The organism is Brucella intermedia LMG 3301 (genome assembly GCF_000182645.1).
Classification (GTDB): Bacteria; Pseudomonadota; Alphaproteobacteria; order Rhizobiales; family Rhizobiaceae; genus Brucella; species Brucella intermedia.
In genome coordinates, this window is sequence record NZ_ACQA01000001.1 from 2,396,106 (window position 1) to 2,411,262 (window position 15,157).

The window sequence follows — 15,157 nt, forward strand, 5'->3', positions numbered from 1 at the left end:
TTTCTTCTTCCGTTGATCTTCAGTCTTTAAAGTTCGTTCGATGTGAATTGCCGGGCGGCGCTCAGCCGAGCGCATCCTCAAGGAAAGCGGCAAGCTGTGCAAGATGCTTCGACATCAGGCCCGTTGCAGGCGACGCTGCGGCCGGACGGCCCGCATAGCGCACGCGCTGATGCTTGGCGTCGATATGAGCGAGCACCCATTCCAGATACGGGTCGATGAACGACCATGCACCCATGTTCTTCGGCTCTTCCTGGCACCAGACCATTTCCGCCTGACGGAACCGCGACAGCTCGTTGATGAGCGCCTTGGCCGGGAACGGATAGAGCTGTTCCACGCGCAGCAGGTAGACGTCGTCGATGCCGCGCTTTTCGCGCTCTTCGTAAAGGTCGTAATAGACCTTGCCCGAGCAGAGAACGACGCGACGGATCTTTGCATCCTTCTGGAGCTTGATGCCTTCGTCCTTGTTGTACTGCGCATCATCCCACAGCAGGCGGTGGAACGAGGATTCGCCCGACATTTCGGCCAGCGTCGAAACGGCGCGCTTGTGGCGCAGCAGCGACTTCGGCGTCATCATGATGAGCGGCTTGCGGAAGTCGCGCTTCATCTGGCGGCGCAGGATGTGGAAGTAGTTGGCCGGCGTCGTGACGTTCGCCACCTGCATGTTGTCTTCGGCGCAGAGCTGGAGATAGCGTTCCAAACGAGCGGAAGAGTGTTCCGGACCCTGGCCTTCATAGCCGTGCGGCAGGAGGCAGACGAGGCCGGACATGCGCAGCCACTTGCGTTCGCCCGACGAGATGAACTGGTCGAACACGACCTGTGCACCATTGGCGAAATCGCCGAACTGGGCTTCCCACAGGACCAGAGCGCGCGGATCGGACAGCGAATAGCCGTATTCATAGCCGAGCACCGCTTCTTCGGAGAGCATCGAATTGATGGCCTCGTAGATAGCCTGACCCTTCTGGATATTGTTGAGCGGGATGTAGCGGTTCTGGGTTTCCTGATCGTAGAGAACCGTATGGCGCTGCGAGAAGGTGCCGCGCTCGACGTCCTGACCCGACAGGCGGATCGGGCTGCCTTCGGCAACCAGCGAACCGAACGCCAGCGATTCCGCCGTCGCCCAGTCGATTCCCTCGCCCGTTTCCATCATCTTGGCGCGGTTGTCGAGGAAGCGCTGGATCGTGCGGTGGACATGGAAGTCCTTCGGCACTTCAACCAGCTTCTTGCCGATTTCCTTGAGCGTCTTCATCGGCACGGCGGTCTTGCCGCGGCGCTGTTCGTCGGCGTTGTCGGCAGTACGCAGACCAGCCCATGCGCCGTCCAGCCAGTCGGCCTTGTTCGGCTTGTAGCTCTGTCCGGCTTCGAATTCGGCTTCCAGATTTTCGCGCCACTGCGCTTTCATCTGGTCGATTTCTTCCTGCTTGATCAGGCCTTCGGCGATCAGCTTTTCGCTGTAGAGCTGAACCGTGGTCTTGTGCCCGCGGATCGCCTTGTACATCAGCGGCTGGGTGAAGGACGGCTCGTCGCCTTCGTTGTGACCGAAGCGGCGATAGCAGAACATGTCGATGACCACCGGCTTGTGGAAGGTCATGCGGAACTCGGTGGCAACCTTGGCTGCAAACACCACGGCTTCCGGATCGTCGCCATTGACGTGGAAGATCGGCGCTTCGATCATCTTCGCCACATCCGACGGATAAGGCGACGAACGCGAGAAGGCCGGATTGGTGGTGAAACCGATCTGGTTGTTGATGATGAAATGGACCGTACCGGCAACGCGGTGGCCCTTCAGGCCCGAAAGGCCGAGGCACTCGGCCACGACGCCCTGACCGGCAAAGGCGGCATCGCCGTGCAGCAGAAGCGGCAGAACCTTGGCGCGGGTTGCAAGCGGAACCATGTCGTCGCGGGTGCGACCGGCCAGCAGATCCTGCTTGGCGCGGGCCTTGCCCATGACGACCGGATTGACGATTTCAAGGTGCGACGGGTTGGCGGTCAGCGACAGGTGAACCTTGTTGCCGTCGAACTCACGGTCCGACGAAGCGCCCAGATGGTACTTCACGTCGCCCGAACCTTCCACGTCGTCCGGCGCATAGGAGCCGCCCTTGAACTCGTGGAAGATGGCGCGATGCGGCTTGCCCATGACCTGGCTGAGCACGTTCAGACGGCCACGGTGGGCCATGCCGAAGATGATTTCCTTGACGCCCATGGCGCCGCCGCGCTTGACGATCTGTTCCAGCGCCGGGATCAGCGATTCACCGCCATCGAGGCCAAAACGCTTGGTGCCCTTGTACTTGACGTCGATGAACTGCTCGAAGCCTTCCGCTTCGATAAGCTTCGACAGGATGGCCTTCTTGCCTTCCGGCGTGAAAGCAACCTTTTTGTCCGGGCCTTCGATGCGTTCCTGAATCCAGGCCTTTTCAGCCGGATCGGAGATATGCATGAATTCAACGCCGATCGTGCCGCAATAGGTGCGCTTCAGGATGTCGAGCATTTCCGGCACGGTCGCATATTCGAGGCCGAGCACGTTGTCGATGAAGATCTTGCGGTTGTAGTCGGCAGGCGTGAAACCGTAGTTTTCGGGTTCCAGCTCGTTGTAATCGTTCGGCTTTTCGGAGAGACCGAGCGGATCGAGATTGGCGTGCAGATGGCCGCGCATGCGATAGGCGCGGATCATCATGATGGCGCGAACGCTGTCGCGTGCAGCCTGCGTGATCTCTTCGCTGGTCAGCGCTGCGCCGGTCGCGCCCTTCGCTTCGCCCTTTGCCGCCTTGCCCTTCAGCTTGTCGGTGACGTGCTTCTCGACTTCGGCCCAGTTGCCATCGAGCGCGGAAATCAGTTCGCCATTGGCGGCAATCGGCCAGTTCTTTCTGGTCCAGGACGCGCCTTCAGCGTTCTTCTTCACATCGTCGGCATTATCGCCCAGCTTCGCGAAGAAATCGCGCCACTGCGGATCGACCGAATTCGGATCGTCCTCATACTTGGCGTACAGCTCCTCGATATAGTCGGCATTGCCGCCATAGAGGAATGAGGTAAGGGCGAAAACGTCGTTGGCTTGTTCTTGCCTTGCCATAGCCTATCCGGAGCAGCGCTCCGTCTCCTTGTCAGTGGCTCATCTTGCGCGGGCCGGAAGTTTGAAACTTCATCCCTCACGCCGCCGGGGAGGAACCGCTACAGACCCCGGCATGACTAAACTCTACGCGTCGGAACGGATATCCGTCCCTCTAAACGGATCACATGACCCGCTGTTATGCCAAACCCGGCAGCGGCTTTCGCCGCAGCCGGGATATTCAGATCGTTACGCGATCTCAGCCCTTGAGGACTTCGACCAGCGTCTTGCCGAGCTGCGCCGGCGACGGCGACACGCGAATGCCAGCCGATTCCATGGCTGCAATCTTGTCTTCCGCGCCGCCCTTGCCGCCGGAGATCACGGCGCCGGCATGGCCCATGGTGCGTCCGGCAGGAGCCGTACGGCCAGCGATGAAGCCGACCATCGGCTTCTTGCGGCCGCGCTTGGCCTCGTCCTTGAGGAACTGCGCCGCATCTTCTTCAGCCGAACCGCCGATTTCACCGATCATGACGATCGACTTGGTTTCGTCGTCGGCCAGGAACATTTCCAGCACGTCGATGAACTCGGTGCCCTTGACCGGATCGCCGCCGATACCGACAGCGGTGGTCTGGCCGAGGCCTTCGTTGGAGGTCTGGAACACTGCTTCATAGGTAAGCGTTCCGGAGCGGGAAACAACGCCCACCGAACCCTTCTTGAAGATATTGCCCGGCATGATGCCGATCTTGCATTCTTCAGGGGTCAGGATGCCCGGGCAGTTCGGTCCGAGCAGGCGCGACTTCGAGCGTTCCAGACGCTCCTTGACGCGAACCATGTCCATGACCGGAATGCCTTCGGTGATGCAGACGATGAACGGGATTTCAGCTTCGATGGCTTCGATGATCGCGTCTGCTGCGCCTGCTGGCGGAACATAGATCACGGATGCGTCGGCACCGGTGCGTTCCTTGGCTTCGGCAACGGTTGCGAAGATCGGCAGCTTTTCGCCCTTGGCGCCTTCCCAGGTTTCGCCACCCTTCTTCGGATGGATGCCACCGACCATCTGCGTGCCGTAATAGGCAAGCGCCTGTTCGGTGTGGAAGGTGCCGGTCTTGCCGGTCAGGCCCTGCACGAGAACCTTGGTGTCCTTGTTGACGAGAATGGACATGCCTTAATTCCCCTTCACTGCAGCGACGATCTTCTGCGCCGCATCGTCGAGATCGTCGGCCGAAATGACGTTGAGGCCGCTCTCGTTGATGATCTTCTTGCCGAGTTCGACATTGGTGCCTTCGAGACGGACAACCAGCGGAACCTTGAGGCCGACTTCCTTGACCGCGGCGATCACGCCTTCAGCGATGACGTCGCACTTCATGATGCCGCCAAAGATGTTGACCAGAATGCCCTGGACAGCCGGATCGGCGGTGATGATCTTGAACGCAGCCGTCACCTTCTCCTTGGAAGCGCCGCCGCCAACGTCGAGGAAGTTGGCAGGTTCTGCGCCGTAGAGCTTGATGATGTCCATCGTTGCCATGGCAAGGCCTGCGCCGTTGACCATGCAGCCGATATTGCCATCGAGAGCGACATAGGCGAGGTCGTACTTGGAAGCTTCGATTTCTTTTTCGTCTTCTTCCGACAGATCGCGCAGTTCCTGGATGTCGGGATGACGGAACAGGGCGTTGCCGTCGAACGACACCTTGGCGTCGAGAACGCGCACGCGGCCATCGGTCATAACGATCAGCGGATTGATTTCCAGAAGGCTCATGTCCTTCTCGGTGAAGGCCTTGTAGAGGATCGGGAACAGCTTGACGCCGTCTTCGCGAGCCTGGCCTTCAAGCTTCAGCGCATCGGCGAGCTTGTTGGCGTCCTCATCCGTCACGCCCTTGGCAGGGTCGATGGCGACGGTGACGATCTTTTCAGGGGTTTCCTCGGCAACAGCTTCGATGTCCATGCCGCCTTCGGTCGAAACGACGAAAGCCGGACGGCCAACGGTGCGGTCGATCAGGATCGAGAGATAAAGCTCGCGATCGATGTCGGCACCGTCTTCGATGTAGAGACGGTTGACCTGCTTGCCGGCAGGGCCGGTCTGCTTGGTGACGAGCGTGTTGCCGAGCATTTCCTTCGCATTGGCAACCACTTCCTCGACAGACTTGGCGAGGCGCACGCCGCCCTTTGCATCGGCTGGCAGTTCCTTGAACTTGCCCTTGCCGCGTCCGCCAGCATGGATCTGGCTTTTGACGACATAAAGCGGTCCGGGAAGCGTCTTTGCCCATTCTTCCGCCTGTTCGACGGAATAGACAGCCACACCATTGGCGATCGGCGCGCCGTAGGTGTGAAGCAGGCGCTTGGCCTGGTATTCGTGAATATTCATCTGGTTGTCCTCTGCGGATTCCCGGTCCGTTGCATATTGGGATTGAACGGAACCGGTACGGATTGACAGCCGGAAAAGGCCGGAGCCGCAGGCAAGCGACAATCCGGCCTTGTCTGGAATTTACTTCAGCGACGGAGCGATGGCGATGCAGGCTTCGCAAAGACCGGCGACGGAAGCCACCGACTTGTCGAACTGCGCCTTCTCGTCCTTGTCGAGATCGATTTCGATGATGCGCTCGACGCCATTGGCGCCGATCACGGTCGGCACGCCGACATACATGTCCTTGACGCCATACTGGCCGGAAAGCTGGGCAGCGACCGGCAGGACGCGCTTCTTGTCCTTGAGGTAGGATTCAGCCATCTGAATGGCCGACGAGGCCGGAGCGTAGAAAGCCGAACCGGTCTTGAGGAGGCCGACGATTTCCGCGCCGCCGTCACGGGTGCGCTGGATGATCTTGTCGAGCTTGTCCTGGCTGGTCCAGCCCATCTTGACGAGGTCTGGCAGCGGGATGCCGGCAACGGTCGAGTAACGGGCGAGCGGAACCATGCTGTCGCCGTGGCCGCCCAGCACGAATGCCGTGACGTCTTCAACCGACACGTTGAATTCTTCCGAGAGGAAATAGCGGAAGCGGGCGCTGTCGAGAACGCCGGCCATACCGACGACCTTGTGCGCCGGAAGACCGGAGAACTTCTGCAGCGCCCAGACCATGGCGTCGAGCGGGTTGGTGATGCAGATGACGAAAGCTTCAGGGGCATATTTCTTGATGCCCGCGCCAACCTGCTCCATCACCTTGAGGTTGATGCCCAGAAGGTCGTCGCGGCTCATGCCCGGCTTGCGCGGCACGCCTGCGGTCACGATGACAACGTCTGCGCCTTCGATTGCAGCGTAGTCGTTGGCGCCGGTGTACTTCGCATCAAAACCGTCAACGGGCGAAGATTCGGCAATGTCCAGTCCCTTACCCTGCGGGATGCCTTCCGCAATGTCGAAAAGGACGACGTCGCCGAGTTCCTTCAGACCGGCCAGATGAGCGAGCGTGCCGCCGATCATGCCGGAGCCGATGAGGGCAATCTTGTTGCGTGCCATGATTGTTTCTTTCCTCACTTTTGATCCAGAAACGCATCAAGCCATCCGGAATCCTCCCCGGAAACGCTCAAGCGTTGGAACTGCGAGATAGGACTCTTTGGCGATAAACTCAACTCATTATTTTGCGACCAATGTTTTCAATCGGTTAGATTTATCGGTTCTTACGTAAAGGTAAGATAATTTGTCAATATCAAGGCAAAAACACCCTTCCCGCCGTCGCGGACCATCCCCGACGAAGCGGCGAGGGAGCGAGCGGCAAGCTGCCAATTCCAACAGCGTCGCGCACCCGTCCGAAACCGGTTCAGGATTCCAGACAGGCGCCGCATCGGAAGTTCCGCGCAAACGCGCCCCGCCTCCGCATGAATTGCGTGAGCAACATAGCCCACCCGGCTTATAAGTCCAGTCTGTGGCAGTCTGATGATGGGGCCGCCTGACGAGGAGGGACGCGGAAGGCCTCAACCGGCCTTGCCGGGGGGCTCGGCCAGATATTCCGCGCTCTGCATCTCGAAAAGGCGGGAAGCGGTGCGGTCGAACTCGAAGGCCTCCGTGCCCTTGCTGGCAAGATAGAGCTTTTCCGGCTGCGCTTCGGCGGAAATGAACACCCGCGCATGATGATCGTAAAGCACGTCTATCAGCAGGATGAAGCGCTTCGCCTCGTTGCGGCGCGCATAGTCCAGCACCGGCACATCCTCGATGAACAGCGTCGGATAATGCTTGACGATGGCGATATAGTCCGATGCGCCGAGCGGCTTCGTGCAGAGCGCATCGAAAGTGAAGCGTGCCGCGCCATGCACGGAACGGGCGATCTCGATGTCGCGCCCCTTGATGCGGATGACGTCCGGTTTTTCAGGCGCGCCATCCTTTTGTGCCGCCCAGGCCGCATCCATGCGCCTGGTGGTTTCCGCACCGAGCGGCGACAGATAGACCGGCTGGCGGTCCAGCTTTTCAAGGCGGTAATCGGTGCGGGAATCCAGATTGATCACATCGACATGGTTCTTGAGAATATCAATGAAGGGCAGGAAGAGCTGCCGGTTCAGGCCGTCGCGGTAAAGATTGTCCGGCGCGACGTTGGATGTCGCCACCAGCACCACGCCACGAGCGAAGAGCGCGCTGAACAGGCGCGACAGGATCATCGCATCGGCAATGTCGGTCACGGTGAATTCATCGAAGCAAAGCACCCAGGCCTGCTGGCTGAGCGCGTCCGCCACCGGCGGTATCGGATCGTCCTGCTTGGTCTCGCCGCGCTTCAGCGCCTGACGGTGCGCATAGATGCGCTCATGCACATCGGCCATGAAATCGTTAAAATGGGCACGGCGCTTGCGTTCGACCGGCAGAAGCGAAAAGAACATGTCCATCAGCATGGTCTTGCCGCGTCCGACCTCGCCGTGCACGTAAAGCCCCTTGATGACGCTCGTCGCCTCCTTGCGCTTGCCGAACAGCCAGCCGAGCGCGCTCGACTTGCGTGACAGGCGCCGGGTGCAGATTTCCTCGATCAGCCGGTCGTAACGGACGGTAAGTTCGAGTTGAGCGGGATCGGCGTCCACATCGCCCGCCGCGACCATCGCATCGTAATGTTCGCGGACGGAGGGGAAGGCTTTCAGATTACCGTCGAAAGACATGATTGCTTCCGTTCAACCTTTCAATTGCAAAAACGGCGGACCATCTTGCGATGATCCGCCTGTCTCCAGAGCGCATCCCGAAAAGGGCGAAGCGGTTTTCGGGCAAGATGCGCGGCAAAACAAACAATTGGAGCGCCGATCTGATTCAATCAGATCGAAATGGGCTCCAAACGAAAGAATGTCTTAGCGCGAGAGCGATACGGCCTGACCGCCCGAGGTCTGTCCATCGAAGCGGCTCGCCCCCGAGGAATAGAGCGAGGCGACGGTGCCGCCATTCGCATCATAGAGAACGAGCTGCTTGCCGTTGACGGCCCAGGAAGCGAGATTGCCGAGTTCACCGGGGCAGCGCAGCGGACCGGCGCGGAAGCCCTGGCCATATTTGGTCTGCGGCGTCGCGATCTTGCAGCTCTGGCCGCCAAGCGATGCGTTCCACACACCGGCGACGGAGCCGGGCGTCAGATCGGGCGCGGAAGCCGGCGGCAGGCTTGCAACCTGCGTGCCCGGCTGCGCGTTCGGGTTCGTGGTCGGAGCCGTCGGGAACTGCGAAGCATTGGGAGAAGAAAGATTGCCCTTCTGCACCGTGCCGGCCGGAGCGGCGGCTACGGGTGGCGGCGGCGGCGGTGGCGAAACCGTATCGAGATTGCCGAACCGGGAGCTCTGGCACCCGGCCAGGACAATGCCAGCCGCCGCGAGGCTGAGCAGACTTGCTTTCGAAATTCCCATCTGGTTCTCCATTTCCGCATTTCTCATCAGGGGTGGGGATGCCCCGGGCTTCCTACCGAAGCCCTGCAATGTGACAATATTGGACCGATAAAATGGCTATATGGTTAAAAAAGCAACACCGAATACTGTCATTTTTCCCCTCCAAACCCTTCAAGATCGCTTGAAACCGCATGATAATCCTGAAACTGGGACAGGAAGGCCACAGTTTCTCCGATATTGGGGGCTGTTCTGCAGAAACCTCCGGGCCGCAACTTTTCCCAATCTCATCCGGGTACTGGCAATTTGCGGGCTTTTCCGCCATATAGACCCTAATTGTCCCATAGGCTTCATGAGCATAAGCCGCAGGAAAACGGAACCACGATAGTTATGGCCACCAGGGCAGCCTTCGCCAAGATGAACGGGCTCGGCAATCAGATCATCGTTGCCGACATGCGCGGTCGCGCGGACCGGATCACGCCTGAAGCCGCGATCCGTCTTGCAAGCGACAGCGAGACCGCCTTCGATCAGATCATGGCGATCCATGATCCACGTACAGCGGGAACCGACAACTATATCGCGATCATCAATTGCGACGGCACACAAGCACAGGCTTGCGGCAATGGCACGCGCTGCGTGGTGCAGGCGCTGGCCGCCGAAACGGGCAGGCAGGCCTTCACCTTCGAGACCCGCGCCGGAATTCTGACCGCAACAGAACACGAAGATGGCCTGATTTCGGTCGACATGGGCAAGCCGCGCTTCGACTGGCAGGACATTCCGCTTGCCGAAGAGTTTCGCGATACGCGCATGATCGAACTGCAGGTCGGCCCCATCGACGCGCCGGTGCTGCATTCGCCGTCGGTTGCATCCATGGGCAATCCGCACGCCATATTCTGGGTCGACCGCGATGTCTGGTCCTATGAGCTGGAAAAGTTCGGACCGCTTCTGGAACATCATCCGATCTTCCCGGAACGCGCCAATATCTCCATTGCCGAGGTCACATCGCCCGAGACGATGAACCTGCGCACATGGGAGCGTGGCGCGGGCCTCACCCGCGCCTGCGGTTCCGCCGCCTGCGCCGCAGCCGTCTCCGCAGCGCGCACGCGCCGCACGGGGCGAACTGTCACCGTCAATGTTCCGGGCGGTCCTCTCCTGATCGAATGGCGTGACGACGATCACGTCATCATGACCGGGCCGGCCGAATGGGAGTTTTCCGGCATTTTCGATCCGGCAACCGGTGAATGGAGCCGCGACGCCCAGTCTCACAAGCCATCTGACAGGGGTGCAGCCTGATGTCGGTGGAAGTCGTCACATTCGGATGCCGCCTCAACACCTATGAATCGGAGGTGATGAAGCGCGAAGCCGACGCCGCCGGACTGGGCGAGTTGAAGGACGGGGCGATCATCTTCAATACCTGCGCCGTGACGGCGGAAGCCGTGCGTCAGGCGCGTCAGGCGATCCGCAAGGCACGCCGTGAAAATCCGGAAGCGCGCATCATCGTCACCGGCTGCGCTGCGCAGACGGAAGCGGACAATTTCGCCGCCATGGATGAAGTGGACCTCATTCTCGGCAATGAGGAAAAGCTCAAATCCAACTCCTACCGGATGCTGCCGGATTTCGGCGTCAATCAGTTCGAGAAAGTACGCGTCAACGACATCATGGAAGTGCGCGAAACCGCAAGCCATATGGTCGATGCCATCGAGGGCCGCGCGCGCGCCTTCGTGCAGGTGCAGAACGGCTGCGACCATCGATGCACCTTCTGCATTATTCCCTATGGTCGCGGCAATTCCCGCTCGGTTCCGATGGGTGCTGTGGTGGACCAGGTCAAGCGTCTCGTCGGCAATGGCTATGCCGAAGTGGTGCTGACCGGCGTGGACATGACCTCCTACGGTCCCGATCTTCCCGGCAATCTGCGCCTCGGCAAATTGGTGAAGACTGTTCTCAATCAGGTGCCGGATTTGCAGCGCCTGCGTCTTTCCTCCATCGATTCCATCGAGGCCGATGACGATCTGATGGATGCGATTGCCAATGAAAAGCGGCTGATGCCGCATTTGCACCTGTCGCTGCAGGCGGGCGACGACATGATCCTGAAGCGCATGAAGCGCCGCCACTTGCGCGACGATTCGATCCGCTTCTGCGAAACAGTGCGCGGGCTTCGTCCCGATATCGTCTTCGGCGCTGACATCATCGCCGGTTTCCCGACCGAAACCGAGGAGATGTTCCAGAACTCGCTGAAAATCGTCGAGGAATGCGGCCTCTCCCACCTGCACGTCTTCCCCTACAGCGCGCGCGAAGGCACGCCTGCCGCCCGCATGCCGCAGGTGCGGCGCGAAATCGTCAAGGAACGCGCGGCACGCCTGCGCGCGGAAGGCGACCGTGCCTATAAAAAGCATCTTGGCGCGCTGAATGGCACCATGCAGCGCCTTCTGGTCGAGAAGGAAGGCATTGCCCGCACGGAAGGCTTTACGCTGGCATCGGTCGACGGCGGCGCACCGGGCGAAATCATCGAACGTATCGTGACAGGCCATGACGGTGAAAAACTCCTCACCCGTCAGGCAGAGCCGCAAGCGGCTTGAAGCTTAAGGGCATCAGAATTCATGGCAATGGGTTTCATCAAGAAAATGTTCTCCTTCGGCAAGAAGGAGGTCGAGGAAAAACCGGTCGAACAACCGGCCCCCGATGCCGTGGAAGCGGCTTTGGAAACAGAACCTCCTGAAACCGCCGCAGCGCCTGAAGAAACGCAAGACACCGCCGTTGAAGTGGTCGTTTCCGAACGGGAAATGCCGGTTATCGCCCACGAGCCCGAGCCGATGGAAGAGCCTGCCTCTGAAACGGTTGAGGAGGAAAAGGCGAAACCGGAACATCCGGTCGCCGAGATCGAAATCCCGATCGAACAGCCTCCGGTGATGGAACCCATCGCGGTCGAGGCACCTGCGCCAGAACCGGTTGTTGAGCCTGTTGTCGAGCCTGGGCCGGAACCGGTTTCCGAACCCGAGCAGCCCGAAGTCGCAAAAGCTCCTGATGCAGCTGTAGTAAAGGAAGCGGTCGAACCCGCAACTCAGCCGGAGCCGGTGAAGCCCAAGAAGGTTAAGGTCGCCAGGGCCGTCGAGGAACACAAGGAAGAAGCGCCGGTTGAGGCGGCGCCTGAACCCAAGCTGTCCTGGTTCGAGCGGCTGCGTCGCGGCCTGCTCCGTTCATCGAATTCACTCAGCGAATCCATCGGCGGCATTTTCACCAAGCGCAAGCTCGATGACGATACGCTGCAGGATCTCGAAGACGTGCTGATCCAGGCCGATCTCGGGCTTGAAACCGCCATGCGCGTCACCGACGCGCTTGCCTCGGGGCGCTACGGCAAGGACGTGACGGGCGAGGAAGTGCGCACCATCATGGGCGCGGAAATCGAAAAGGTTCTGGGCCCGGTGGCAAAGCCGCTGGAACTTGACCTGTCGCACAAGCCGCATGTGATCCTCGTCGTCGGCGTCAACGGCACCGGCAAGACGACGACCATCGGCAAGCTTGCGGCAAAGCTCACCGCTGGCGGCCTCAAGGTCATGCTCGCGGCAGGCGATACGTTCCGCGCAGCCGCGATCGAGCAACTGCATATATGGGGCGAGCGTACCGGCTCGCCGGTCGTCTCCTCCAAGCTCGGCGCCGACGCGGCGGGGCTTGCCTATGATGCATGGGAAAAGGCCAAGGAAGCGGGCAGCGATGTGCTGATCATCGATACGGCGGGACGCTTGCAGAACAAGGCCGAACTGATGGACGAGCTTGCCAAGATCGTGCGCGTTCTGGGCAAGCATGACCCGGAAGCGCCGCATACGGTGTTGCAGACGCTCGACGCCACCACCGGCCAGAACGCGCTTAATCAGGTCGAGATTTTCAAGAATATCGCGGGCGTCAACGGCCTCGTCATGACCAAGCTTGACGGAACCGCGCGCGGCGGCATTCTGGTAGCCATTTCGGCCAAGCATAAACTGCCGATCTATTTCATCGGCGTCGGCGAAGGCGTCGACGATCTGGAACCCTTTGCGGCCAAGGATTTTGCCCGCGCCATCGCAGGAGTTGCCTGATGGAGCATCCCGTTTTCGAGCGCGACCCGTCGCAGAAAAGTGAAGTCGAGCGCCGGGAAGTCCCGCCGCTCCTGAAGCTGGCGCTGGAACTGGGGCCGCTTCTGGTCTTCTTCTTCGCCAATGCGCGCGGTGAAATGCTGATCGAGCGCTTTCCGGTGCTGGCGTCCATCGGCGCGCCTATCTTTCTGGCGACAGCCCTTTTCATGGCGGCAACCGTGATCGCGCTTGCCATTTCATGGTCGATGACGCGCACGCTGCCCATCATGCCGCTCGTCTCCGGCATTGTTGTGCTGGTGTTCGGCGCGCTGACGCTCTGGCTGCACAATGACACCTTCATCAAGATGAAGCCCACCATCGTCAACACGCTGTTCGGCGCAATCCTGCTGGGGCGGGCTTTTCTTCGGCAAATCCCTGCTCGGCTATGTCTTCGATTCTGCCTTCCGTCTCGATGCCGAGGGCTGGAGAAAACTGACGCTGCGCTGGGGCCTGTTCTTCATCTTCCTCGCCGTGGTCAACGAACTTGTCTGGCGGAATTTTTCGACCGATGCCTGGGTATCGTTCAAGGTCTGGGGCATTATGCCCATCACCGTTGTCTTCACGCTTTTACAAATGCCGCTTATCCAGAAGCATTCACTGACGGAAGACAACAAGACCGCGTCGTAACGGGAGGACGGACACCATGAACGACATCGCACCACGGCTTGAAATCGAACAGTTCATCTGCCGCAGCGACAATTACGGCGTCCTCATCCACGATCCGCAAAGCGCGCTCACCGCTTCCATCGATGCGCCCGACGCGGCGGCTGTCGAGGCGGCGCTGAAACGGCGCGGCTGGACACTCGACTTCATCTTCACCACCCATCACCACCTCGACCATGTGGAAGGCAATGAAGCGCTGAAGGCGAAATACGGGGTCGGCATCATCGGTCCCAAGGCCGAGGAAACGAAGATTCCGGGCATCGACCGGACCGTGAAGGATGGCGACGAGTTCACCTTCGGTCTCTTCCGGGTGAAGGCCATTGCCACACCGGGGCATACGGCGGGCGAGATCTCCTACTATATTCCCGACGCGAAAGCCGTCTTCACGGGCGACACGCTGTTCGCGCTCGGTTGCGGGCGGCTTTTCGAGGGAACGCCGCTCACCATGTTCCAGTCGCTGCTGAAGCTGATTGCGCTTCCGGGCGACACGGCGGTCTATTGCGGCCATGAATATACCGAAAGCAATGCCCGCTTTGCCCTTACCATCGACCCGGCCAATTCCGCACTCAAGGAGCGTGCCGCAGAGATTGCGCGCCTGCGTGCCGCCGATCGCATGACATTGCCGTCGAGCATCGCGCTTGAAATGGCGACGAACCCTTTCCTGCGCTGGCACGATGCAGGCATTCGCAGCCGCCTCGGCTTGCAGGATGCGCCCGACGAAGCCGTGTTTGCCGAAATCCGCAAGCGCAAGGATATGTTCTGACATATGGTATTGAGCGCGAATCGTTCCACAGTTCGAGGATAGAAGAATGACGGTGTTATCCCGTTTCAAGATTGCAGGCTGCGCCGTTTTCCTCGGCCTCTCGCTTGTCGCCCTGCCCGGTTCGATGACTGCCGCGTTTGCCGATGACCTGCTGCTCGACGTCGCACCGAAGCAGACGCCTGCCGAGATCAATAATTTCAAGCTGAGCGAAGATTTCCTCTCGCGCATGGAAAAGGTGCAGGAACAGCTGGGCGGCATGGAACTTTCGGCGACGGAAGAGGAAGGACAGGACGCCACGCCTTCTTTCGACAAGATGGTGAAGAGCGTCGAATCCCGCCCGCAGGTCGTGGAAGTGCTCAAGGCCCAGAACATAACGCCCAGCGATTATATCCTGGGCTATTTCGCCCTGATGAGCAGCCTTGCGGCGGCTGATGCGGAGAGCGAGCCGCAGCTGGTGGACGAGTTGAAGGACATCAATCCCGAACATCTCGCCTTCGGCAAGCAGTATAGCGAGCGCATCCGCGTCCTGATCGGCGAGTAAGTTTTCCGCGATTGCCAATCTCCTCATCTTGAGGAGGTATCTTGAGCTTGCGAAGGATACCGTCTCGAAAGATCGGAGATGGACCCTTCGAGACGCGGCCCTCGAATTCTCGGGCCGCTCCTCAGGATGAGGGACGGAGCGCAGGCAACTGGAGCGTTTCCAGTTGAAACAGAGCAGTGGGAACCGCTCTAAGTATTTTCTTCATCGCATTATCCACGGCATCGAAGCGGGAATAGAAATCAGTCCAGTGGACTGATTTCTCCGCGTAGACGCTTCGCACT

11 protein-coding genes and 1 pseudogene are annotated in these 15,157 nt (G+C 59.9%); 6 read left to right on the forward strand and 6 right to left on the reverse strand.

Going from position 1 to position 15,157, the window contains the following annotated elements; genetic code table 11:
• Positions 1–61: 61 nt before the first annotated feature.
• From OINT_RS11520 to OINT_RS11545, 6 genes are all read right to left on the reverse strand, one after another.
• Positions 62–3,064 (reverse strand): 2-oxoglutarate dehydrogenase E1 component, encoded by a 3,003-nt coding sequence (locus tag OINT_RS11520; RefSeq protein ID WP_006467989.1) that lies wholly within the window; start codon positions 3,062–3,064, stop codon positions 62–64.
• Between the two features lie 235 nt (positions 3,065–3,299).
• Positions 3,300–4,202 carry a succinate--CoA ligase subunit alpha gene (sucD, locus tag OINT_RS11525; RefSeq protein ID WP_006467990.1) on the reverse strand — a complete coding sequence of 301 codons (903 nt, stop codon included), beginning with the start codon at positions 4,200–4,202 and terminating at the stop codon, positions 3,300–3,302.
• A gap of 3 nt (positions 4,203–4,205) precedes the next feature.
• On the reverse strand, positions 4,206–5,402 hold the full coding sequence (sucC, locus tag OINT_RS11530) for an ADP-forming succinate--CoA ligase subunit beta (RefSeq protein ID WP_006470964.1): 1,197 nt from the start codon (positions 5,400–5,402) through the stop codon (positions 4,206–4,208).
• Between the two features lie 120 nt (positions 5,403–5,522).
• Positions 5,523–6,485 (reverse strand): malate dehydrogenase, encoded by a 963-nt coding sequence (gene mdh, locus OINT_RS11535; RefSeq protein ID WP_006470965.1) that lies wholly within the window; start codon positions 6,483–6,485, stop codon positions 5,523–5,525.
• A gap of 455 nt (positions 6,486–6,940) precedes the next feature.
• A complete protein-coding gene (gene zapE / locus OINT_RS11540) occupies positions 6,941–8,104 on the reverse strand; it encodes a cell division protein ZapE (protein ID WP_006467993.1) in 1,164 nt (387 codons plus the stop codon).
• Between the two features lie 183 nt (positions 8,105–8,287).
• The gene (locus tag OINT_RS11545) at positions 8,288–8,827 is read right to left on the reverse strand and encodes a protease inhibitor Inh/omp19 family protein (protein WP_006470966.1); all 540 of its coding nucleotides are present in this window, start codon (positions 8,825–8,827) and stop codon (positions 8,288–8,290) included.
• Positions 8,828–9,193: 366 nt separating this feature from the next.
• Between OINT_RS11545 and dapF the strand changes: the two genes are divergently transcribed.
• The 6 genes and pseudogenes from dapF to OINT_RS11575 all read left to right on the forward strand — a co-directional run bounded on the left by dapF (position 9,194) and on the right by OINT_RS11575 (position 14,876).
• Entirely contained in the window at positions 9,194–10,096 is a 903-nt protein-coding gene (dapF, locus tag OINT_RS11550; RefSeq protein ID WP_006470967.1) for a diaminopimelate epimerase, read from the forward strand.
• Positions 10,096–11,379, forward strand: coding sequence for a tRNA (N(6)-L-threonylcarbamoyladenosine(37)-C(2))-methylthiotransferase MtaB (gene mtaB, locus OINT_RS11555; protein ID WP_006467997.1), 1,284 nt, complete (start codon positions 10,096–10,098; stop codon positions 11,377–11,379). The genes dapF and mtaB overlap by 1 nt, the downstream gene beginning before the upstream one ends.
• A 21-nt stretch (positions 11,380–11,400) precedes the next feature.
• Entirely contained in the window at positions 11,401–12,873 is a 1,473-nt protein-coding gene (gene ftsY, locus OINT_RS11560; RefSeq protein WP_006467998.1) for a signal recognition particle-docking protein FtsY, read from the forward strand.
• Positions 12,873–13,536, forward strand: a pseudogene (locus OINT_RS11565) (septation protein A). The gene ftsY and the pseudogene OINT_RS11565 overlap by 1 nt, the downstream one beginning before the upstream one ends.
• 16 nt (positions 13,537–13,552) lie before the next feature.
• On the forward strand, positions 13,553–14,335 hold the full coding sequence (gene gloB / locus OINT_RS11570) for a hydroxyacylglutathione hydrolase (RefSeq protein ID WP_006467999.1): 783 nt from the start codon (positions 13,553–13,555) through the stop codon (positions 14,333–14,335).
• A gap of 46 nt (positions 14,336–14,381) precedes the next feature.
• Complete coding sequence (locus OINT_RS11575) at positions 14,382–14,876, forward strand: hypothetical protein (protein ID WP_006468000.1); 495 nt, start codon at positions 14,382–14,384, stop codon at positions 14,874–14,876.
• The last annotated feature ends 281 nt before the right edge of the window (positions 14,877–15,157 follow it).